At 67.6% G+C, this 23,125-nt stretch carries 16 protein-coding genes; 12 read left to right on the forward strand and 4 right to left on the reverse strand.

Annotated elements, in window-relative coordinates:
- Nucleotides 1–44 precede the first annotated feature (44 nt).
- Nucleotides 45–986 (reverse strand): 2-hydroxyacid dehydrogenase, encoded by a 942-nt coding sequence (locus F9929_RS15435; protein ID WP_152047478.1) that lies wholly within the window; start codon nucleotides 984–986, stop codon nucleotides 45–47.
- A gap of 144 nt (nucleotides 987–1,130) precedes the next feature.
- Here F9929_RS15435 and F9929_RS15440 point away from each other — a divergent pair, with 144 nt between their 5' ends.
- From F9929_RS15440 to F9929_RS15480, 9 genes are all read left to right on the forward strand, one after another.
- Nucleotides 1,131–3,674, forward strand: coding sequence for a heavy metal translocating P-type ATPase (locus F9929_RS15440; RefSeq protein WP_193227787.1), 2,544 nt, complete (start codon nucleotides 1,131–1,133; stop codon nucleotides 3,672–3,674).
- 259 nt (nucleotides 3,675–3,933) lie between these two features.
- On the forward strand, nucleotides 3,934–4,713 hold the full coding sequence (locus F9929_RS15445) for a FadR/GntR family transcriptional regulator (protein ID WP_328595997.1): 780 nt from the start codon (nucleotides 3,934–3,936) through the stop codon (nucleotides 4,711–4,713).
- Between the two features lie 28 nt (nucleotides 4,714–4,741).
- Nucleotides 4,742–5,722 (forward strand): D-erythronate dehydrogenase, encoded by a 981-nt coding sequence (gene denD, locus F9929_RS15450; protein WP_152047479.1) that lies wholly within the window; start codon nucleotides 4,742–4,744, stop codon nucleotides 5,720–5,722.
- Nucleotides 5,723–5,851: 129 nt separating this feature from the next.
- Nucleotides 5,852–6,616 (forward strand): SDR family oxidoreductase, encoded by a 765-nt coding sequence (locus F9929_RS15455; protein WP_152047480.1) that lies wholly within the window; start codon nucleotides 5,852–5,854, stop codon nucleotides 6,614–6,616.
- 74 nt (nucleotides 6,617–6,690) lie between these two features.
- Nucleotides 6,691–7,749 (forward strand): ABC transporter ATP-binding protein, encoded by a 1,059-nt coding sequence (locus F9929_RS15460; protein ID WP_152047481.1) that lies wholly within the window; start codon nucleotides 6,691–6,693, stop codon nucleotides 7,747–7,749.
- Between the two features lie 90 nt (nucleotides 7,750–7,839).
- A complete protein-coding gene (locus F9929_RS15465) occupies nucleotides 7,840–9,159 on the forward strand; it encodes an ABC transporter substrate-binding protein (RefSeq protein ID WP_152047482.1) in 1,320 nt (439 codons plus the stop codon).
- Between the two features lie 176 nt (nucleotides 9,160–9,335).
- Entirely contained in the window at nucleotides 9,336–10,187 is an 852-nt protein-coding gene (locus tag F9929_RS15470) for a carbohydrate ABC transporter permease (RefSeq protein WP_235919349.1), read from the forward strand.
- Nucleotides 10,188–10,197: 10 nt separating this feature from the next.
- Entirely contained in the window at nucleotides 10,198–11,100 is a 903-nt protein-coding gene (locus F9929_RS15475) for a carbohydrate ABC transporter permease (RefSeq protein ID WP_152047484.1), read from the forward strand.
- A gap of 207 nt (nucleotides 11,101–11,307) precedes the next feature.
- Nucleotides 11,308–11,814, forward strand: a complete 507-nt coding sequence (locus tag F9929_RS15480) for a hypothetical protein (RefSeq protein WP_152047485.1) — start codon at nucleotides 11,308–11,310, stop codon at nucleotides 11,812–11,814.
- Nucleotides 11,815–11,869: 55 nt separating this feature from the next.
- Here the strand turns inward: F9929_RS15480 and F9929_RS15485 are convergent, their stop codons facing one another.
- The 3 genes from F9929_RS15485 to F9929_RS15495 are packed head-to-tail and all read right to left on the reverse strand — an operon-like array spanning nucleotide 11,870 to nucleotide 14,867.
- Entirely contained in the window at nucleotides 11,870–12,271 is a 402-nt protein-coding gene (locus tag F9929_RS15485; RefSeq protein ID WP_152047486.1) for an integron, read from the reverse strand.
- Nucleotides 12,268–12,720: a hypothetical protein gene (locus F9929_RS15490; RefSeq protein ID WP_152047487.1), complete on the reverse strand. Its 453-nt coding sequence runs from the start codon at nucleotides 12,718–12,720 to the stop codon at nucleotides 12,268–12,270. The genes F9929_RS15485 and F9929_RS15490 overlap by 4 nt, the downstream gene beginning before the upstream one ends.
- Complete coding sequence (locus tag F9929_RS15495) at nucleotides 12,717–14,867, reverse strand: M48 family metalloprotease (RefSeq protein ID WP_152047488.1); 2,151 nt, start codon at nucleotides 14,865–14,867, stop codon at nucleotides 12,717–12,719. The genes F9929_RS15490 and F9929_RS15495 overlap by 4 nt, the downstream gene beginning before the upstream one ends.
- 110 nt (nucleotides 14,868–14,977) lie before the next feature.
- On the opposite strand from F9929_RS15495, the gene F9929_RS15500 reads away from it, so the two are divergent.
- From F9929_RS15500 to pbpC, 3 genes are all read left to right on the forward strand, one after another.
- Nucleotides 14,978–15,412: a hypothetical protein gene (locus F9929_RS15500; RefSeq protein WP_152047489.1), complete on the forward strand. Its 435-nt coding sequence runs from the start codon at nucleotides 14,978–14,980 to the stop codon at nucleotides 15,410–15,412.
- A 160-nt stretch (nucleotides 15,413–15,572) separates the two neighbouring features.
- Nucleotides 15,573–21,035 carry an alpha-2-macroglobulin family protein gene (locus F9929_RS15505; protein ID WP_235919343.1) on the forward strand — a complete coding sequence of 1,821 codons (5,463 nt, stop codon included), beginning with the start codon at nucleotides 15,573–15,575 and terminating at the stop codon, nucleotides 21,033–21,035.
- Nucleotides 21,032–23,113 carry a penicillin-binding protein 1C gene (gene pbpC / locus F9929_RS15510; RefSeq protein WP_152047491.1) on the forward strand — a complete coding sequence of 694 codons (2,082 nt, stop codon included), beginning with the start codon at nucleotides 21,032–21,034 and terminating at the stop codon, nucleotides 23,111–23,113. The genes F9929_RS15505 and pbpC overlap by 4 nt, the downstream gene beginning before the upstream one ends.
- Nucleotides 23,114–23,125: the final 12 nt, after the last annotated feature.

The raw sequence follows: 23,125 nt of genomic DNA on the forward strand, positions 1-23,125 counted from the left end.
CTAGCCGATGACGCGGCCCCGCGACAGGGGGCACGGCGGGGTCTTCAATATCCCCGGCCGATATCCACCGTGGCGGGGATCGCGCCGGTGGCGCGAAAGGCGCGGATATTGGCGGCGACGATCCGGCTCGCCGTTTTGCGATCCGTCGGCCCGCTGACATGCGGAAGGACGGTGACGCGCTCGTGCCGCCAAAGCGGATCACCGGCGGGCAGCGGTTCGGTGCGGAAGACATCCAAAACAGCATGGGCGAGATGGCCTGCATCGAAGAGACCGAGAAGATCGCCTTCGTTCAAGATCGGGCCGCGCCCGAAATTGATGAGCGAGGCGCCTGCGGGAAGCGTTCCCAACCGGGCGCTATCAAGCAAACCGTTCGTTTCAGGCGTGAGCGGCAGGAGGCACACCAGGATATCGCTGCGGGACAGCATGGCGGCAAGGCCGGCCTCGCCGGCAAAGCTCTCGATGCCCGCAACGTTCTTCGGCGTGCGGCTCCAGCCGAGCGTCGCAAAACCGGCCTCGCGAAGCTTCAGCCCCGCCGCCGTGCCGAGTTCGCCGAGGCCGAGAATTCCGACCGTGACGTTTGAGGGATGGCGGTAGGGCAGGGGCTTCCACACGCCCTCGCGCTGCTGCCGCGCGTAAGCCGGCATGTCGCGGAACAGATAATAGGTCCAGGCGAGAACGGCTTCGGCCATGGCGCGCGCAAGTTCGGGATCGACGAGCCGGACGATGGGAACCCCTGTCGGCCCGATCTCGCGCACGAGCTTCTCGACGCCGGCCCAAAGGCTGTGAATCCAGCGAAGGTTTGGAAGGCGCGAGAGTTCGGACGGTTGCGGATTGGCGACCACCGCCACCTCCACGTGCCCCAACCGGTCCGCCTCGATGTCGGCGAGCGGCCGGATCGTTTCCTCCGGCATGGCGAGGCGCAAGGCGTCGAGCCACGGGCCTTCGGATTGCCGGTTCATGTCGGTCAGAAGGGCAACGAGCGACATCGGCGGGGGCTTTCCAGTATCCAGTCCTGCGGTCGGCGATACAGAAAAGCGGCACGCCGCGCGAGCCTCGTTCGCGACCGGCCTTGACCTTCCCCTTACTGGAATCTCCATCTGACCAGAGAAATCACGCGAAGGATCGCCGCAATGGTTCGGGCCACCCCCCAAACCGCTTCCTCCCAAGACACCCGCTCCCTTCGCTTCGACATCGAAGGGATGAGCTGCGCGTCCTGCGTCGGGCGGGTCGAGCGCGCCATCGCGGCCGTGCCCGGCATCTCATCCGTTTCGGTGAATCTTGCGACCGAAAGCGCACGCGTCGACGCGCCGCCTTCGCTCGACCGCGGGCGGATCGAGACCGCCATTCGCGAAGCGGGATACGAGCCGAGACCTTTCGCGGAGGATCGCGCGGAAGGATCGAGAACGCGAGGCGAGGAGCGGCGGGCGGACGCCGCGCGGCTTTCGCGCGATCTCGGCCTCGCGACGCTTCTGACCTTGCCGCTCTTCGCCATCGAGATGGGCTCGCACCTCGTTCCCGCCATCCACCATTTCGTCGCGACCCATATCGGGGAGGGGCCAAACCGGGTCGTTCAGGCGCTTCTGTCCGCGCTTGTCCTGTTCGGGCCGGGCCGCGTTTTCCTTCTGCGCGGCCTGCCGGCGCTTTGGCGCGGCGCGCCCGACATGAACTCGCTGGTCGCGATCGGCACGCTGTCGGCCTTTTCCTATTCCCTCGTCGCGACATTTCTCCCATCCGTTCTGCCGAACGGCGCGGGCGACGTTTATTTCGAGGCCGCGGCGGTGATCGTGACGCTGGTGCTGGCGGGCCGCACGCTGGAAGCGCGCGCCAAGGGCCGCACCGGGCAAGCCATCGGCCGGCTCTTGGAGCTTGCGCCCAAAACCGCCCGCGTCAGCCGCAACGGCTCGGACTTCGTCTCGCGTCGGATCGAGGAGATCGCAGTCGGCGATGCGGTCGAAGTGCGCCCCGGCGAGCGCGTCGCTCTCGACGGCGTGGTTCTGTCGGGCGCCTCGCATCTTGACGAGTCCATGCTGACCGGCGAGCCGCTGCCGGTTTCCAAGACGGTCGGCGCGCGGGTGACCGGCGGCACGATCAACCGTACCGGCAGTTTCGTGTTCCAGGTGGACAGGGTCGGGGCCGACACCGTGCTCGCGCGGATCGTCGCCATCGTGGAGGAAGCGCAGGGCGGCAAACTGCCGATCCAGGCGCTGGTGGACCGTGTCACGCGCTGGTTCGTGCCGGCCGTGATGGCGGCGGCCGCCGCGACCTTCCTGTCTTGGCTCGTCTTCGCGGGCGCGTTCGATCTGGCGCTCGTCCATGGCGTGGCGGTGCTGATCGTCGCCTGCCCCTGCGCGATGGGCTTGGCGACGCCGACCTCCGTGATGGTGGCGACCGGACGCGCGGCGGAACTCGGCATCCTGTTTCGCCGGGGCGAAGCCTTGCAGGCGCTTCGCGACATCGACGTGATCGCTTTCGACAAGACCGGCACGCTGACGCTCGGACGCCCGACCCTCACCGATCTCCTGCCGGCGGACGGCTTCGACCGGCGCAAGGTGCTGCACCTCCTGTCCGGTGCCGAAGCCCGCTCGGAACATCCGCTGGCGCTGGCAGTCGTTGCTGGCGCGCGAAGCGAGGGCCTTGATCCGCCGGCCGCGACTATGTTTCACGCGCTGCCGGGGCTCGGGATCGAAGCGCAGGTGGAAGGGCGAAGCGTCGCGGTCGGCTCCGACCGGTTGATGACGCGGCTCGGCCTCGACACCGCGCCGTTCGCCACCGTCGCCGAAGCCCTGGCGCGCGACGGCAAGTCACCGATCTACGCCGCGCTCGACGGGCGCATCGCAGCGCTTCTCGCCGTGTCCGATCCGGTGAAGGAAAACAGTGCCGCGAGCCTCGAAGCCTTGTCGAAGCTCGGACTTTCCGTCGCGATGGTGACGGGCGACGACGCGCGCACCGCGAACGCGGTGGCGGCGCGGCTCGGCATCGGGGAAGTCGTCGCTGAAGTTCTGCCGGAGGGCAAGGTCGCGGCGGTGGAAGCGCTGCGGCGGAATGGTCGGCGCGTCGCCTTCGTCGGCGACGGCATCAACGACGCGCCCGCTCTCGCCAGCGCCGATCTCGGGATCGCGGTCGGCACCGGCACGGATGTGGCGATCGAAAGCGCCGACGTGGTGCTGATGTCGGGCGACCTCCGTGCGGTGGCCGGCGCGGTGGAGCTTTCGCGCGCGGCGATCCGCAACATCCAACAGAACCTCTTCTGGGCCTTCGCCTACAATGTCCTGCTCGTGCCCGTGGCGGCGGGCGCCTTCGCGCCGGGCTTCGGCCTGACGCTGTCGCCGGCTCTCGCGGCGGGGGCCATGGCGCTTTCCAGCGTCTTCGTGCTCGCCAACGCCCTTCGCCTGCGCGGTTTCACGCCGACCGGGCTGGCTTCGGGGACGGCGGAGTCCCACATCGACGACCAGCAAGAAGAAAGGAATGACTCCATGTTGACCCTCGACGTTCGCGACATGACCTGCGGCCATTGCGTTTCCAGCGTGCGCAAGGCTGTCTTGTCCATCGACCCGCAGGCGGCGGTGGAGATCGATCTGCCGACCGGCCGCGTATCGGCCACGACGGAGGCTTCACCCGATGCGATCCGCGAAGCGGTGCGGCAGGCCGGCTATCCGGCGGAGATCGTCGCTTAAGCGGCAGGTTGCCGAGGAAAGGGGTGGCTAAAAGGGGAAAGGGGTCGTCTCCAACGGCGGAAGATGCTATCGTTCCTTTAAGCTAGCAGGCGGCATCCACTCCCTTAAAGCATTGAGACTACGGATGCATCTTTAAGTTCGATAAGATATGTTATGGAACTTCATCTGTCCGTTGCGACCACGATGCTTGGACGCCGCGGCACCGCTTGAAAGATCGCCGTTTCAGCGATAGGCTCCGCTGGTCTGGAATAAAGACCAGTTGTCGTCTTTGGTCGATCCGCTTGCCCGTTTCGTTCTGGAAAACGCCCCCGAACTGCGCGAAGCGGTGGTGCGCCGCAACGTGCGCGACGGGGTGGCGGACAAGATCGCTCTTCTGATCGCCGCCGGCATTCTGAAGGTCGGCGACGATCTGCCGAGCGAGCGGCATCTGGCAACCGCTCTGCAGGTCAGCCGGGAATCGGTGCGCGCCGGGATCGCGATTCTGGGCGCGCAGGGCTTGTTGAAGGTCGCGCACGGAGCGCGCACACGCGTCGTCTCGGATGCCCTGCCGGCACCGTTCCGCCCGCTTCGCGAACCGCGCGCCGTGGATCGCTACAGTCTCGATGACATCCACGCCGCGCGGCTTCTGGTGGAGCGGCCGGTGGTGGGCGACGCCGCCGAGCGCATCACAACAGAGACGATCGCGTTTCTGCGCGAGGCCGTTCGCGCCCAGCGCGCGGGGATCGGCGACCCGGTGCGCTTCCTGATCTCCGACCGCGAGTTCCACACCGCGATCTACCGCGCCTGCGGCAACCCGGCGCTTGCCGATTTCGTGGTGGACCTCTTCGGGGCCATGGTCGAGTTCCGCCGCCATGCGGTGGCCGAGCCCGGCGCGATCGAAGCCAGCATCGCCGACCACGAGCGGATCGTGGAGGCCTTGGGGGCCCGCGATCGCGAAAAGGCGGCGGCGGCGATGGAAGAACATCTGGACCGGATCTACCGCACCACGCAGGCCGCCATCGCCAAAGCCGCGAAACCGTGCGGCGCGCCTCACGAATGAACGGCCTGTTTCTGGGAGGAGAAGCCCCGTGAAAATTCTCGTTATCGGCGCTGCCGGCATGATCGGCCAGCGCCTTGTCCGGCGCATCGCGGAGGACGGCACGCTGGGTGGACGGCCAGTCGAGCGCATGGTTCTGGCGGACGCGGTGGAACCGCCGATCCCGTCCGGCTGGGAGAACCGCACCGAGGCGCATGTCATCGACATCGCGGCCCCAAGCGCGAGCGAGCCCTTCGCGCAAGGGTGGCCCGACATCGTGTTTCATCTGGCGGCCGTCGTGTCGGGCGAAGCGGAAGCCGATTTCGAGAAGGGTTACAGCGTCAATCTCGACGGAACGCGCGCGCTTTTCGAGGCGATCCGCGCGGAGAACAAGCGTTCCGGCCACAAACCGCGCGTCGTCTTCGCTTCCTCCATCGCGGTCTACGGCGCGCCCTTCCCCACCCGCATCCCCGACGATTTCGCGCTGACGCCGCTGACGAGCTACGGCACGCAGAAGGCGATCTGCGAGTTGCTTCTCGCCGATTACACGCGGCGCGGCTTTCTGGACGGGATCGGCATTCGCCTGCCGACGATCTGCATCCGTCCGGGCCTGCCCAACAAGGCGGCGTCGGGCTTCTTTTCCAACATCCTGCGCGAGCCCTTGAAGGGCGAGCCGGCGGTCCTGCCGGTGCCCGACGACGTGCGCCATTTCTTCGCGTCTCCCCGCGCGGCGGTGGAGTTCTTTCTCCATGCAGCGACGATGGACCTCGACGCCGTCGGCCCGCGCCGCAACCTCGCCATGCCCGGCCTGTCAGCGACGGTCGCCGAGGAGATCGAGGCGCTGGAGCGCGTCGGCGGAAAGGCCGCTTCCGCCCTGATCCGGCGCGAGCCCGACGAGACGATCATGCGCATCGTCGCGGGATGGGCCCCCGATGTCGAAGGAGCCCGCGCGCGAGGCTTGGGCTTCGAAGCGGATGCAAGCTTCGACGAGATCATCCGCGCCCACCTCGATGACGAAGGCGCGGGAAACTGATCGCGGGAGCCGCTGGACAGACGGCCGGCGAACTGGTCTGATGCATATACCAATCGCCTTCAACGCCGCACGAAGACGGCTCGGGCGACGAGGTTCGACAAAGGGCGGCAACGCCCGGAGGGAGGGGGAATGACGCGAAGCGGCGCAGCCCGTATCGCGCTGGTCACCGGCGGCGGGGCGGGTCTCGGCCGCGCCATGGCCGAGGCGCTGGCGGAAGTCGGCTGGCATGTCGTCATCTGCGGCCGCCGCGAGGAGGTCCTGGAGGAAACGGCGGCTTCGATTCGCGCAGCCGGCGGCGCGGCGGAGGCGATCCGCGCCGATATCGCCGACCCGGCCTCGGTGAATGCCCTGTTCTCGAAGATCGAGGAGCGCCACGGGCGGCTCGACCTTCTCGTCAACAATGCCGGCGCGGCCGCGCCGCCCGTGCCGATGGAGGATATCTCCTTCGCCCAATGGCAGACCGTGGTCGCGGCCAATCTCACCGGCGCGTTTTTGTGCACGCAGAACGCCTTCCGGCTGATGAAGAAGCAGAGCCCGCGCGGCGGGCGCATCATCAACAACGGCTCGATCTCGGCCACCACGCCCCGGCCGAACTCCGCGCCCTACACGGCGACCAAGCACGCGATCGCCGGCCTCACCAAATCCACCGCGCTCGACGGGCGCGCCTTCGACATCGCCTGCGGCCAGATCGATATCGGCAACGCGGCGAGCGACATGACGGCGGCGATGGCGGGCGGCGTTCTTCAGGCGGACGGCCGCGTCGCGCCGGAGCCCCGGATGGATGCGGCGGAGGTCGGGCGCGCGGTGGTCCACATGGCGTCGCTCCCCCTCGACGCCAACATCCTGACCATGACGATCATGGCCACCAAGATGCCTTTCGTCGGGCGCGGTTAGCACGGCACATGCCGGCAGCGGCTTGGGAGAGCCGCCGCCGGTTTCGAATCGAAGTTCTGGGAGGAACGAGACGCATGGCATCCGTGGATTTCGTCGGCGTTCGCAAGAGCTTCGGCGCGCATTCCGTCATCAAGGGCGTCGACATCCATATCGACGAAGGGGAGTTCGTGATCCTCGTCGGCCCGTCGGGCTGCGGCAAGTCCACGCTGCTTCGCATGCTGGCGGGGCTGGAGCACATTTCGGGCGGCGAGATCCGCATCGGCGAGCGGGCGGTCAACGACGTGCCTCCGAAGGACCGGGACATCGCCATGGTGTTCCAGAACTACGCGCTCTACCCGCATATGTCGGTCGCCGAGAACATGGCCTTCTCGTTGAAGCTGAAGGGCGCAGCGAAACCTGAAATCGAGAATCGCGTGAAGCCGGCGGCCGAAATCCTCGGCCTGTCGCACCTTCTCGACCGGTTTCCGCGCCAGTTGTCGGGCGGGCAGCGCCAGCGCGTCGCCATGGGCCGGGCCATCGTGCGCGATCCGCAGGTGTTCCTGTTCGACGAGCCCCTGAGCAATCTCGACGCGAAGCTGCGCGTTTCCATGCGCACCGAGATCAAGAACCTCCACCAGCGCCTCACCACCACCACGGTCTACGTCACCCACGACCAGATCGAGGCCATGACGATGGCCGACAAGATCGTGGTGATGCAGGACGGGCGGATCGAGCAGATCGGCGCGCCGCTCGAACTCTACGACCGGCCGAACAACCTTTTCGTCGCGGGCTTCATCGGCTCGCCCGCGATGAACATGCTGCACGGGCGGATCGACCCCGCCGACCCGGCGCGGTTCGTGACCGGCGACGGCATCGCCCTGCCGCTCGGGTCCGGCCATCGCGGCGAGCCGAATAAGGAGCTTGTCTACGGCATCCGGCCGGAAGGCATGCATATCGGCGGCACCATCCCGCTGGAGGTCGTGGTGATCGAGCCGACAGGCTTCGAAAGCCAGGTTCTGGCGAAACTCGGAAAAACCAGCGTCACCTGCGTTTTTCGTGAGCGCTTGAACGTCAAGCCAGGCGAGCGGATCGCGGTTTCCATCGATCCGGCCGCCGTGCATCTCTTCGACGCCGCGAGCGGCGCCCGCCTTTGACGGGAAACAAGGGCGAATAAGGAGCGCGCCGGGGCGGCGGGACCTGGCGCTGCGAGAAACAAGAGCATCCCGCCCTCTGGGAGGAGAACCATGATCGACCGCAGACGCTTTCTGGCCGGCAGCGCGGGCGTCGCCGCCGCTTCCGCAGGGCTTGGCCTGCCGTTCGGGAGAGCGGCCTTCGCGCAAAGCGCCGCCGCCCCGCAATATACGCCCGAAGCCGGCGCTTCCTTGCGCGTCCTGCGCTGGACGCCCTTCGTGCCGGCGGAAGAAACGGCCTGGCTCGCCAACACCAAGAAGTTCACCGACGCCACGGGCGTTCAGGTTCGCATCGACAAGGAAAGCTGGGAGGACGTGCGCCCGAAGGCGGCTGTGGCGGCCAATGTCGGCTCCGGGCCCGACATGGTGATGAGCTGGTTCGACGATCCCCAGCAATATGCCGACAAGCTGGTGGACCTCACCGAACTCGGAACCAGCATCGGCGAGGCCAATGGCGGCTGGTATCCGGGCCTCGAATCCTACGCCAAGCGCGACGGCAAGTTCATCGCCCTGCCCGTTTGCGCCATCGGCAACGCGATCGTCTACCGCGACAGCCACATGAAGGCCGCCGGCTTTTCCGAGTTTCCGAAAGACACGGCCGGGTTCCTCGAACTCTGCAAGGCGATGAAGGCCAAGGGCACGCCCGCCGGCTTCCCGCACGGCAAGGCCGTTGGCGACGGCAACAACTACGCCCATTGGCTGCTGTGGAGCCATGGCGGCAAGATGGTGGACGAGAGCGGCAAGGTGACGATCAACAGCCCCGAAACGCTGGCCGCCGTCAACTATGCCATGGAGCTCTACAAGACCTTCATCCCCGGCACCGAAAGCTGGCAGGACGTCAACAACAACCGCGCTTTCCTGGCCGGTCAGGTGTCGCTGACGGCCAACGGCGTGTCCGTCTACTACGCCGCGCTGAAGGACGCAGGCCTGAAGGAGATCGCCGAGGACATGCGCTCCACCAACCTACCCATCGGGCCGGTGGGGCAATCGGTGGAACTGGCGCAGGCCTCGACCTTGTCGGTGTTCAAGCACACGAAGTTCCCCGAAGCCGCCAAGGCCTATCTCGCCTTCATGTATCAGGCCGACAACATGAACGCCTGGATCGAGGGCGCCAGCGCCTACTGCTGCCAGCCCTTGCGGGCCTTCGAGTCCAACCCGGTCTGGACATCGAACCCGATCCACGCGGCCTATGCGAAGGCTTCCGCCAGTCTTCGCCCCAACGGCTATGCCGGGCCGCTCGGCGCGGCTTCGGCCGGCACCATGGCCGACTACGTTCTGGTGGATATGTTCGCCGAGGCCGTCACCGGCCAGTCCGCGCCCGAAGACGCGATCCGCAACGCCGAGCGGCGCGCGAACCGCTATTATCGCGTGTGACCTTGCCGGCATGAGCCACGGCCCGCTTCACCGGCAAGCGGGCCGTGCCTTCCCACGATGAGGCTGAAAGATCGAGCTTTCCCATGTCCGTTTCCACCGCATCGCCACCGCCAAGCCGGCGCCGGTCCCTATCTGAGCGCTTGTCGCAAAGCCGGAACGGGCTCGGCTTCCTGTTCATGCTGCCGGCGGCGATCTTTCTTCTTTGCTTCCTCACCTATCCGCTCGGCCTCGGCGTCTGGCTCGGCTTCACCGATACGACCATCGGCCGGTCCGGCGTCTTCATCGGTCTGGAAAACTACGAATATCTGTTTCGCGACCGGGTTTTCTGGCTCTCGGTGTTCAACACGGTTCTCTACACCGCCGTCGCCTCGGTCCTGAAATTCGCGCTGGGCCTTTGGCTCGCGATCATTCTCAACGAGAACCTGCCCTTCAAGAACCTCTTCCGAGCGATCATCCTTCTGCCCTGGGTGGTGCCGACGGTCCTTTCGGCGCTGGCCTTCTGGTGGATCTACGATTCGCAGTTCTCCATCATTTCCTGGATTCTCATGCAGGCGGGCATCATCGACGCGCCGATCAACTTCCTTGGCGATCCGAACAACGCGCGCGCCTCCGTGATCGCGGCCAATGTCTGGCGCGGCATTCCGTTCGTGGCGATCTCGCTGCTCGCCGGGCTCCAGACCATTCCGGTCTCGCTGCACGAAGCCGCCGCCCTCGACGGGGCGACCTCCTGGCAGCGCTTCCGCAGCATCACCCTGCCGCTTCTCACGCCCATCATCGCCGTCGTGATGACCTTCTCGGTGCTTTTCACCTTCACCGACTTCCAGTTGATCTACGTTCTGACCAAGGGCGGCCCGGTGAACGCCACGCACCTGATGGCGACCCTGTCCTTCCAGCGCGGCATTCCCGGCGGGGCACTCGGCGAGGGCGCGGCCATTGCGGTGGCCATGGTGCCGTTCCTGCTTGCCGCCATCCTGTTCAGCTTCTTCGGCCTGCAACGCCGCAAATGGCAGCAGGGCGGGACCGATTGAGAGCGAGGCCATGACCGTTACCGCGAACGAGCCCACCGGCGGCCATCTCACCGACGACGTCGTCGGCATGTCGCATCACGACACCCTGGCCCGCCGGATTTTGGTGATCTGGCTGCCGCTCGCCTGCTTCCTGTTCGTCCTGCTTTTCCCGTTCTACTGGATGGCGATCACGGCGGTGAAGCCGAACGACCAGCTCACCAACTACGCCGCCCATTCGCCCTTCTGGGTGGTCGGGCCGACGCTCGACCATATCCGCTATCTCCTGTTCGAAACCTCCTACCCGAACTGGCTCTGGAACACGCTTCTGGTTTCGACCTGTTCCACGGTGATCGCGCTGGCAGCCTCCGTCTTCGCGGCCTACGCCATCGAGCGGGTGCGCTTCACCGGCGCGCGGATCACCGGCCTCCTCGTGTTCCTGGCTTATCTAATCCCGCCCTCGATCCTCTTCATTCCGCTGGCCTTTCTGGTCTTCCAGATCGGCGTCTTCGATTCGCGCCTCGCCTTGATCCTGACCTATCCGACCTTCCTGATCCCGTTCTGCACTTGGCTTTTGATGGGCTATTTCCGCTCGATCCCGTTCGAGCTGGAGGAATCGGCCCTGGTGGACGGGGCGACGCGCTGGCAGATCCTGACCAAGATCGTGTTGCCGCTGGCGGTGCCGGGCCTCATCTCGGCCGGCATCTTCGCCTTCACGCTGGCCTGGAACGAGTTCATCTACGCGCTGACCTTCATCCAGTCCTCGGAAAACAAGACCGTGCCGGTGGGTGTCCTTACCGAACTCGTGCGCGGCGACGTCTACGAATGGGGCTCGCTGATGGCCGGCGCGCTGATCGGGTCCCTGCCCGTCGTGATCCTGTATTCCTTCTTCGTGGACTACTACGTTTCGTCCATGACCGGCGCGGTGAAGGAGTAGGAGCAGAGGCGAAGTCCGATAGGCTTCACCGAGCGGCACTTTTCCACCGTCGCTTGGCCAAATCGCCCACCTTCGCCTCTTTTCAGCGCAGTGAACTTAAGCAACTATGGGGGCAGATGAGCGGGACATCGTTCCCCGCATCGGATAGATGCTAGACGATCGGCCGGGCGCATCGTGCTTGGTTCCTCCTCCCCCCGTGGAAACAGTATGAAGCGTCCGCCCCAATCCTTCGTCGTCGAACACAAGCGGCGTCCGCGCCGCGCGTCGGGCGAACCCGCCTCGATCTGGTCGGACGATGTGGGGCGCGAGTTGCGGGGCCTTCTGAGCGAGGATGCCCCGCCGCCCGCCGATGCGGTCGAAGCCTCCGCGGCGGCAATGCGCTTGTTCGCAGGCCAGGACATCGTGGCGCCGAAGCGCATCCTGGAAGCGCAGGCAAGCCCTTCAATCGAGGCGGAACCGCTCGTCGCGACGCCTGCGCCGCCCGCGCCGCGCCCGCGCGGCCGGCCTCGCAAGGTGGTGGCCGAAACGCTCGCCAGACCGGTCGAGGTTCCGGTCGAGCAGCCGGTCGAAGAAGCCGTCGCGCTGGAAGAAGCGGCGGACGAGAGCCCGGACGCTCCGCGCGCTTCCAACCGGCCGAGTTTCCGGACGCGTCGTTCGGCTGCGCGTAAAGCCCTGCCGCTTGCCGATCGCTGGCGGTGGAATCTCAGATACTGAAAGCCGTTGAGCGGGGCTTCTCCAAAGCCAAGCCAGCCGCGACCGAGACCTTCTCCTACCCCGCGACGATCTCGATGAAACGGCTATGCACCCAGCCCGAGCGGCAGGGTCCGTCATACGGCGCCCGCGCGGGACGGGGCGAAGAAACATCGCAATCCACCGACGCTCCCTTCGGAGAATAAACCACGCCGAGCCAAGGCCCGCGCTCGTCGCAGATCGTCACGGAGGCGCCTGGCTCAAGACGATCCCGTTCCCGCATCCTGGCTGCGGGGCCGTCGCGAACGGACAGGAAGCCGTCGCCCTTCGGATCGAGACCGATGACCCGGCCGAGGCTCGGGCACGCGTCGGACAACTCGTCGCCGCCGACAAGGACCGGGTCCATTCCTTCCGACATCGCGGACGGTGGGACTATCGCGACACTCCATGCCAGCGCCAGAAGTCCGATCGCCAGTCTCATCTCTCGTCCTCGTCGTCGCGCGTCAAACGGAACAGCGCCCGCAGACGCCAGATGCGCTCGTCCCACCACCGCTCGAAAGCGCCATTCGCCGGGTCGAGGTCCAGATCGAACACCATCGGACGCTCGACGTTTCGCAGCGTCCATCGGGTCTCCACGCCGGCCGTTGCGCCGTAGAACTGCAGCATGGAAAGACCGGAAACGCCGCGAACCGCACCCGCCTCGTCGCGCAACACGATCCAGCCCGGCGCGTCGCTGCCGCTTCCCGGCATGGCGAAAAGCATGCGCCGGCCGCAGACGTTGATCGTCCAGCGCCCGTCGGGACTTTCCTCGGTGAGATAGGGCTCAGTGCAGCGCAGCCGGCCTTCCGGCGCAAACAGAACCGAGGCCGCGCACAAGGCCGAAACGAAGCCCGCGCCGAGCGCGATGCGCTGGCGGATGGCCGCGTTCAATCGCTTCTCGCGGCCAAGGCGCGCCGGGCATGGGCGGCGGCGAGGTAGCGTCCGACGAGGTCCGAGAACGCGTCGGGCTTCATGCCGCGGATGCCCATCGCGTCGAGTTCGACGATCCGGCGTTTGGGCTTCACCTTATTATAGAACGAGAAGCGCGCACGCACCGGAAGAGACGCGCGCTCGTTGATGCCGAGCTGCAGCGCGAGGCGTTGGGCGACGTGAACCTGATACCAGTCGACGTCGTGCCAATGGAGGGGTTCGGCCAGCCAGTGCGAGGCGAGGGTTTCCGGCGTCAGGACCATCAGCGGGCGGTTTGCCCGACGCCGGAAATACCAGGACGCGGCGAAGGAGAGGACGACGCCGACCGCCAGAATCGCCGCCAGGATGGCCTTCCCGGTTTCGTCGTAGCCGAAACCCATCTGGAGCGGGAACAGGTAGACGCAGCCGATGGCGACGGCGAAACCGCAGCCGATCACGACCATGGTCGTTGCCAACGGGCCTGCATTCTCGAAGAGAACGACATCCTCCTCACCGACGCCCGCCGCCGCGGCTTCCAGTTCCTCGCGGATCTCAGTGCGAACGACTTCGGCGTTCGACAGGAACTCCACGCTCAACGCGCGGCAGAAGCTGTCCCAATCCTTGAAGGCCCGGCGGCCGAAAGACGGATGGCCGTCTTCGGGTCGGCGCGTCGCCTGCGCCAGCAACGCCTCGTCCGCCTCGACGCCGAGCGCCTGGATGCGCTGGATCGTCGGCGGATGGCTGTCGGTCGGGTGCGGCTGGCGGTCCTCCAGATGCTCGTCGGGGTCGGGGAAACCCTTCTCGCGGGCGAGCGCGCGCATGGCGGAAACGAGGTCCGGTCCCCCGTCCCCGCGCCCTTCGAAGGCCGCGCCCAGAACGGCATGGACGGCCGCATCCGCCACGTGGCTTCGCACCAGCGCGGAAGCCGCGCCCGCCGGGGTGCTCGCCAGACAGCCCCGACGATCAGCTTCGAACTCGCGCAGACGGCTCCAGTGCCCGACCGCCGCATCGAAGCGCGACAGCGCGTGGTAGCCGAGCCGCAAGCTCGCGCCGATGCCGAAATCGCCCCGGAGGTCGGCTTGGTGAAGAGCGCCGAGCGAGCGTTGGAGGCTCGAATAGATCGGCACGAAACGCTGCGAGAAGGCCGTGTCCTCCCCCGCGAAATGCGCCAGTTCGTGCCCGACGATGGCGGCGATCTCGGCCGTGTCGAGAAGTTCGAGCATGGGGGCCGGCACATGCAGCGTGCGGCCCTCGATCACCATATTCTCGGGCAGGAGCCGCACCGGGCTTTCGGTGACATAGAAGCCGCTCGTCAGCCCGATCACGAGCGTATCGGGCAGTTCGGCCTCCACCCGGCCCGCGACGAGGCGCACGAATTGCCAAAGGCCGGGCGCGTCGTCGGGCGTCACCACGCGGGCGTGCTCGACGATCGGCTCGGGTTCCAAGAGGGCGAACACGCGGCGCAAGCCCCGAACGGCGGTGATCGCGCAGAAAAGCGCAAGGCCCGCGAGCAGGATGCCGGCAAGACCGAGCTTTATCGCGTTGCCGGAAATCTCGCCCCAGAACGGCAGCGTCAGGGTTTCGAAGAGCGTCGCGCCGAGCCCGGCGAAGGCGAGCCCCAGCATCACGGCACCGAGCAGGAAGGGAAGCGCGAGCCGAAGCCGGGAAAAGCTGCGCAAAAGCTGGTCGCGCGAGCGACGCGCCCGTCGGCCCGCGATCTCGGACAGAAGCAGCCCGAGGCCCCCGCCGAAAAGCGCCAGCGCGCCGCCCGCGACCGTGAGATAGGCCAGCGGATGCCGGACGGCCGCAAGCTTTTGCAGCATGTCGTTGTCGTCGGCCGCTTCCTCGAACATGCTCGCGGCAAGCGAGGCGGAATAACTCTGCCCGCCCTCGAACCGGATGCCGGCATTCGGATCGTCAGCAGCGATCGCCCGGATCTCGGCGAGGCTTTGCGCGATATTCACACCCGCTTCCTCGACCTCGACGCGCGTGGCGGAGGAGCGATCGAGCTGCCAGAGGCCAAGACCGATGAGAGTCAGCGGCAGGACCACCAACCAGAAAACGAGACCGACCGCCGGCGGCAAACCGCGCCGCCTCGCCCCCTCGACCGCTTGCTCCCCTTGCGTCATCGGCAATCTCGCGTTGTATCTGCGCCGGAGCATCAAGATAGGGGAAGAAAGGCCAAGTGCACGAGGCGACACGGTGGCTTTATTCGAAGCGCCGTGGAAGAGCATCGGGAATGCGCTCCGACGAACCTCATTCCAATGTGCCGCCCACTGGTTGCGCCGGGCGCGGACCCAATCGTCTTCACCTTCCGCGAAAGGCTCTCGTTCTCGCCGCCGTTCTCCTGCTTTGCATGGCCACCTATCGCTATCTCGCGACGATGCCGGTCGGCACCGGCGAAACGCGCATCTCGCCCGATGGCCGTTTCACGGCTTCCGTGACGGAGTTCGCGCAAGCCCCCTTCTTCGCCGGCGAGCACCGGCGGTGGCTTCGCTACCGGATCGAGGGGCCGGGCCTCAGCCATCAGATCGAAACGCCGCCCTTGCCCGGCCCCGGCCCCGGATCGCGCGAAATCCCGCCGGTGATCCGTTGGGATGCCGATTCCTCCGCCGTGGAGTTCGTGCTTCCTTCGCGAAGGCTGCGTCTCGGGACGCAACCGTTCACGCAATGACGCTGGTTACCGCGCGCGGCCGCACCGAAAGAGTAACATCGATGACCCGCGCTACTTTCGCTTGCCCCGGTGTCGGTCTGTCTGGCACATCTGTCGCCGGGTGAGGGCCCGTCGTCACGGGACGTCCATGGGGGTGGATATGCCAAGATCGGCACGCGTCTTGAGCTTCCTGACCGCGCTGATGGTTCTCGCGGCCCATCCTGGAACGGCGGCCGAGCGCCGGATCGTCCCCGCGCCGCAGTCCGATTATGTCGGAGGCGACTACGACATGATGCGCGATGTCGACCGCAATCTCTGCGAAACCGCCTGTCTTGCCGATACGCGCTGCAAGGCCTTCACCTTCAACACGAAGGCGAAAGCCTGCTTCCTGAAGGAAACGCTGGGCGAACTGCGATCCACGCCCGTCGCAGAAGCCGGCCGGATCGTGGAGTCGGAGCCGCCGAGCGAGAACGTGGAGGCCGAGCGGCTCGCCCGACTCGCCTTCCTGCCGAAGACGACCCTCGACGCGGCCAAGGCGTTGCGCACCGGGATCGGCGCGGAGAAGCAGGATGACGGCTTGCGGGCGGACCGCATCATGGCCGACGCCAAGGCGGCGCTCGCGCAGTCGCGTTTCGGCGATGCCGCCCGCCTGTTCCGCGAACAACTGAAGCGCGAGCCGGGCGATGCCGAGGCCTGGAAGGGCCTTGCCGGCACCGCGCTCGCCTTTGGAGCCTCGCCGAACGGGGTGGACACGGAGACGGCGGCCGCCATCACCGAGGCGCGGACACCCGCCGCGATCGCCGCTTTCGCGACCGCGCCCGATGATGCGGACGCGGCGCTGGCGCTTGATCTCCTGGCGCAGGGCCTCGGCCGCGACGAAAGCTGGGGGCTTGCCATTCGCGTTTGGCGAGAGAGCGTCAAACTCGCCGCGAATGCGAGCGTGCGCCAGCGTCTCGACGAGGCGGTGGCCGCGCATGGTTTCCGCATCGCCGGCAACACGGTGGACAACAACGCCGCCGCGCCCCGCATCTGCTTCACCTTCTCCGAAAATCTGGCCGCTTCCGTTCTGAACGGCGACACCGCCGGCGACTACCTGCGCATCGAGGGCGGGGACACGCTGCCCGTTTCGGCGCGTGGCAATCAGATCTGCGTCGACGGCGTCGAGCATGGCCGGCGATACCATATCCAGGTGCGTGCCGGCCTGTCGTCGGAAAGCGGCGAAACGCTGCCCAAGACCGCCGATACCAGCATCTATGTGCGCGACCGCGATCCCTCGGTGCGCTTTGCGTCCAACGCCTATGTGCTGCCCGCCGGCGGCGAGGCGACGATCCCCGTCACGACCATCAACACCGATAAGGTGAAGGCGCGGCTCCTGCGGCTCGGCGACCGTTCGCTCGCTACAACCATCGGCGCAGGCCGCTTCCTGTCGCAGATGGAGCGCTACGAGGCCGACGAGATCGCGGGAACCCAAGGCGAGGAAGTCTGGCAGGGCTCGGTGGATGTGTCCCGCGAGGTGAACGCCGAAGTCACCACCGCCATCCCCGTATCGGCCCTCGTCAAAGACCTGAAGCCCGGCGTCTACATCCTCACCGCGCGCGCCGAGAACCAGCCGCAGGAGGATTATTCGGCGGACGCCACGCAATGGTTCGTTCTCACCGATCTGGGGCTGACGAGCTTTGCCGGCGAGGACGGGCTCCATGTCTTCGCGCGCTCGCTCGGCTCCGCCGAGGCGCTCAAAGGCATCGAACTTCAGCTCGTGGCCCGCAACAACGAGATTCTGGGCACCGCCACGACGGACGACGAAGGCCATGCCCGCTTCGCGCCCGGCCTGATGAAGGGTCTGGCCGGCGACGGCCCCGCCGTGTTGATGGCGAGCCGCGAGCGCGATTTCTCGTTTCTGGACCTCACGGCCTCGCCCTTCGACCTCACCGATCGCGGTGTCGAGGGACGGGCGAAGGCCGGCCCGCTCGACGTTTTCCTGACCAGCGACCGGGGCATCTACCGCACCGGCGACGTGGTGAACCTCACCGCACTTCTCCGCGATGGACAGGCGCTCGCCTCGCAAGGGCTGACGCTGACCGGCATCGCGACACGGCCGGACGGCGTTGAATTCCGGCGCGAAACGTTGACCGACGGGGGCGCGGGCGGTCTCGTCTGGAGCTTGGCCTTGCCACAGGCGGCCATGCGCGGCGTGTGGCGCTTCGCGCTTCATACCGATCCCAAGCGCCCGGCGCTCGCCACGACGAGCGTTCGGGTCGAGGATTTCGAGCCGCAGCGCCTTGCCTTCGACTTGAAGCTCGAAGGCCGGCTCGATCCGGCAGCGCCGCCGCCTTTGCCGATCGACGTCAACTACCTCTTCGGCGCGCCCGCGCCGAATCTGGCCGTCGAGGGCGAAGCCATCCTGCGCCCCGCCTCAAACGTGCCGGGCTTCGAGGCCTATTCCTTCGGGCTGTCCGACGACCAGCCGACGCCGACCGTTCTGCCGATCGAGCCCGTGACCACGGGCGAGGACGGCCATGCCGAAGCCGTGCTCGCCCCCTTCGAAGCGCCGGTGACGACGCGTCCCCTGGAAGCCGCGATCCGGCTGCGCGTCACGGATCCCGGCGGCCGCCCGGTGGAACGCGAGGCGGTTCTGCCGGTCGAGACCACGAAAACGCGCATCGGCATCCGCCCGCTCTTCGCCGGTTCCGTCGGCGACGGCGAACAGGCGGGCTTCACCGTGGTCGCGCTCGGCCTAGACGGCAAGGCGACCGATCTTTCCGGCGCGCGCTGGGTGCTGAGCCGCGTCATCCGCGATTATCAATGGTACCGCTCGGGCGGACGCTGGAACTACGAGCCGATCGAACGCGTCGAGCGCGTTTCCAGCGGCACCGCCGATCTGAAGGCGAATGAGCCGGCCAACCTGTCGCTGCCGGTCTCGTGGGGCTCCTACCGTCTCGAAATCTCGGACGCTTCGGGCGCGGCGCTGCCCGCGAGCGTCGGCTTCGATGCCGGCTGGTACGTCGCCGCGCGCTCGGCGGAGACGCCCGACATCCTGAAGCTCTCGCTCGACAAGCCTCGCTATGCCGTCGGCGACACGGCGGTGGTGCATATCGAACCGCGCTTTGCCGGCAAGGCGGAAGTCCTCGTGATGGACGACCGCGTCGTTCAAAGGGTCGAAGCCGACATCCCGGCAGAGGGCGCCGACGTGACACTCGACGTGACGCATGACTGGGGTCCCGGAGCCTATGTCACGGCGGTTCTCTACCGGCCGATGAGCATCGCGGAGAAACAGATGCCCGGCCGGGCGATCGGCCTCGCCTATGCCGGCGTCGATCCGGGCGAGCGGGCGCTGACGGTCTCGATCGAAGCGCCGGCGACGGTGAAGCCGCGCGGCGTGACGGAGGCCTTGGTGAAGGTCGCCGGCATCCAGTCCGGCGAAACCGCCTATCTGACGCTCGCCGCGGTCGATCAGGGCATTCTGAACGTCACCGACTTCCAGCCGCCCGCGCCGAAGGACTGGTATTTCGGCCGCAAACGTCTCGGCGTCGATATCCGCGACCTTTACAGCAAGCTGATCGACCGCATGCAGGGCGCGCCCGGCGCGGTGCGCTCCGGCGGCGACGCGGGCGCGTCGATCGCCTCGCCACCGCCGATGGACGATCTCGTTTCCTTGTTTTCCGGCCTCGTCACCGTGGAAGCGGACGGCACCGCCCGCGTGCCCCTCGACCTGCCGGACTTCCAGGGCCAGTTGAAGCTCATGGCTGTGGTCTGGTCCAAGACCGGCGTCGGCGAAGCCAGCGCCGACATGGTGGTGCGCGATCCGATCGTCATGCAGGTCAGCCAGCCGCGCTTCCTCGCGCCCGGCGACACCTCGCGCATCTCCGTGGACGTGACGCATGTCGAAGGCCCGGTCGGACGTGTTGCGCTGGCGCTGACGGGGGGCGAAGGCGTCGTCGCGCCCGAGGCCAACGCGGCCAGCACCCTGGATCTTACGGAGAAGGGCCACGGCCGCGTGCTGGTGCCGATCCGCGCCGACCATCCGGGCGACGCCGCCTTCGACCTCGCCCTGACGACGCCGGACGGCGCGGTTCTCCACAAGAGCTTCGTTCTGCCGGTGCGCTCGCTGGCGCCCGAGGTTCTGAAAAAGAGCCGCATCGCCCTTGTTCCGTCGACGGGCAAGCTGACGGTCGGGGCCGACAGCCTGAGCGATTTCGTGCCCGGCACCGGCCGCGTGGCGCTCACCGTCACGCCAAACGAGGGCTTCGACATCGCGGGGCTCGTTCGCGCGCTCGATCTCTACCCCTATGGCTGCACGGAACAGATCACCAGCCGCGCCCTGCCGCTCGTCTACCTCGACCAGACGGTGGTCGCGGCGGGTCTGGGTCAATCGCGCGCCGGCGACGTCAAGGAGCGCGTCCAGAAGGCGGTGGGAAGCGTTCTGGCCAACCAGTCCTCGTCGGGGGCTTTCGGTCTCTGGTCGCCCGGAGAAGGCGATCTTTGGCTGGATTCCTATGTTTCCGACTTCCTGACGCGGGCGCGCGAAGCGGGCTATGCGGTGCCCGAGGAAGGGCTGACGCTCGCTCTCGACAACCTGCGCAATTCGCTCGCCTACCTGCCGGAGAAACCGGATTGGGGTCCGGTCGCCTATGCCTATTACGTCCTCGCCCGCAACGGGCGGGCAGCGATCGGCGACCTGCGCTACACGGCCGACACGCAGCTCGGCGATTTTCCGACGCCGCTGGCGAAGGCCCAGCTCGGCGCGGCGCTGGCTCTCTACGGCGACCGGGTCCGGGCGCAAACGGTGCTGAAGGCCGCCGTGTCGAGCGCCGCCAAGGGCGAAGGCGACGCCGCGACCCGCACCGACTACGGCACGTCCTTACGCGACGGCGCGGCCGTCCTGACGCTGGCGCTCGAAACGCGCGTCGATGGCGTCGGTGTCGATCCGCTGATCGCCAAGGTCGGGCGGGAACGCGCCGGAGCGCGCTATTCCTCGACGCAGGAGGATGCGTGGTCGCTTCTTGCGGCCCATGCGCTTCTCGGGGGCAAACCTCTGGACCTCGCCGTCAACGGCCAGCCCCATCAGGGCAGCTATGTCGCGAGCTTCGATGCCGGCGACCTTGCCACCCCGCTGGAACTCGCCAATCGCAGCGATGCGCCGGCCTATGTCGAACTGACGGTGGCCGGCGTTCCGGTGCAGGCGCCGCCGGCGGAAAGCGCAGGCTTCGACATTTCGGTGTCCTATTACTCGCTGGAAGGCAAGGAGATCGACGCCTCGACCGTCGGCCAGGGCGAGCGCGTGGTGGCCGTGGTGGAAGCGCAGCCGGGGGACGACGCGCCCGGCCGCCTCATGATCGACGTGCCGCTGGCCGCCGGCTTCGAGATCGACAATCCCGCGATCGTGAAGGGCGGCGATGTCGGAGCGCTCGACTTCCTGGAGCTTTCCGACGCCCCGGCGCATGTCGAGTTCCGCGCCGACCGGTTCCTGGCGGCGGTGGACAAGCCGACCGGCGACACCGCGCCCTTCCGCTTCGCCTTCATCCTGCGCGCCGTGTCGCCCGGCACCTTCGCCGATCCGGCGGCGAGCGTCTTCGACATGTACCGGCCGGAACGGCGCGCCCGCACGGAAGCGGGCAGCGTCACGATCGTCGGCGCGCGGCAGTGACGAAGCGGCGGCGCTGGCGAGCGATCGCCGCCGGTGCCCTGCTGAGCGCTCTCACGCTCGGCACCGGCTGGATCGCCTTCGATCGCACCGTCGCGGCGGCGACGGAGAGCTTGCGCGAGCCCGATACCGGCACGCTCGTCGTGGATCGGGAAAACGCGATCCTGCGCGCCTTCGCGGCCCCCGACGGCCGCTGGCGGCTGGAGGCGGGGCTGGACGATGTCGATCCGCGTTTCCTGACGATGCTGCTCGCCTGGGAAGACAAGCGCTTTCACGAGCATGGCGGGGTCGACGGGCGCGCGGTGCTTCGCGCTCTTTGGCAATCGGCGCGGCACGGTCGCCTCGTATCCGGCGGCTCGACCTTGTCCATGCAGGTGGCGCGGCTTCTCCAACGCCTGCCGACCGGCAGCCTCGTCGCCAAATGGGATCAGGTCGTGGGCGCGGCGGCGCTGGAGCGAACGCGCTCCAAGAACGACATTCTCGGCCTTTATCTGCGCCTTGCGCCCTATGGCGGCAATATCGAGGGCGTGCGCGCCGCAAGCCTCACCTGGTTCGGCAAGGAGCCCCGGCGGTTGACGGCCGGCGAGGCAGCGCTTCTCGTCGCCCTGCCCCAGTCGCCGGAGCGCTTTCGCCCCGATCTCCACCCGGCCGCCGCCAAACACGCGCGAGACCGGGTTCTCACCCGAATGGCGGAGCTCGGCATCTTGGAGCGCGAGGAAGTGGAACGGGCGAGCGCGGAGGACCTGCCCGCCCGCCGCCGCGCGATGCCGATGCTGGCCGCCCATGCCGCCGAGCGGGCGCGACAAGCGCATCCCGACGCTCGCCGCATCGCGCTGACGGTGGATGCCGGGCTGCAGGCCCGCGTCGAAACCTATGCCCGCGCGCGGATCGCGGCGATGAGCCCTCCGCTGAGCCTCGCCATTCTCGTCAGCGACCATCAAACGGGCGAGGTTCTGGCCGCGCTCGGCTCGCCCGACCTCTTGGATGCAGGACGGCAGGGCCATGTCGATCTCACAAGGGCGCTGCGCTCGCCGGGCTCCACCCTGAAGCCGTTGATCTACGGCCTTGCCTTCGAGCGCGGGCTGGCCCATCCCGAAAGCCTCGTGGATGACCGGCCGCGCGCCTTCGCCGGCTACGCACCGCAGAATTTCGACCACACGTTCGAGGGCGTCATCACCGCGCGCCGCGCCCTGCAACTCTCGCGCAATCTGCCGGCGATCGAGCTTCTGCAAGGCGTCGGTCCGGCGCGGTTGGTGCAACGGCTGCGCCGCGCGGGGGCCGAGCCGGAACTCGGCAATCGCAGCCTGCCTGGCCTCGCCATCGGTCTCGGCGGGCTCGGCCTTTCCTTGCGCGATCTCGTGTCGCTCTACGGCGCCATCGCCAATGGCGGCGTCGCCCGCCCGTTGCGCGAAGAAGCGGGCGCGGCGAGCGCGCTCGGGCAAGCCGCCGGGGCGCTGGTCCTGTCGCCGCAAGCCGCGTGGTACGTCACCTCGGTTCTCGCCGGCGCGACGGGGACGGTGAAGGGATCGCCCGGCACCATCGCCCACAAGACCGGCACCTCGTTCGGTTATCGCGACGCCTGGAGCATCGGCTATGACGGACGCCATGTCGTCGGGGTCTGGATCGGGCGGCCGGACGGCGCGCCGGTGCCGGGCCTCGTCGGGCAGGACGCGGCGGTGCCGGTGATGCGCGACGTGTTTTCCCGGATCGGGCCGGAAAACCGCCTACCCGTCCCGCCGCCCGGCATTCTGGCCGGTTCCAGCGGCACGCTGCCGCCGCCCTTGCGCATGGTCGGCCGCGCCGCCGGCTCGAAGCTCACCGACGCAGGCGGACCGGAGATCGTCTTTCCGCCGAACGCCACGCGGATCGAACTCGGCTTTGCGGAAAACAGGAACGCGGCCCTTGCCCTGAAGCTGCGCAACGGCACGCCGCCCTTCACATGGTATGTCGACGGCGCGCCGGTGGAGCGGGGCCTTTACGCCCGCCAAGCCGCTTTCCGCCCGGCAGAGCCCGGATTTCTCGACATCTCGGTGGTGGACGCCAAGGGCGCGGCGGCCAGCACGCGCGTTTTCGTGGATTGAGATCGCGGCGGT

It is taken from the genome of Aureimonas psammosilenae, from assembly GCF_009176975.1.
Classification (GTDB): domain Bacteria; phylum Pseudomonadota; class Alphaproteobacteria; order Rhizobiales; family Rhizobiaceae; genus Plantimonas; species Plantimonas psammosilenae.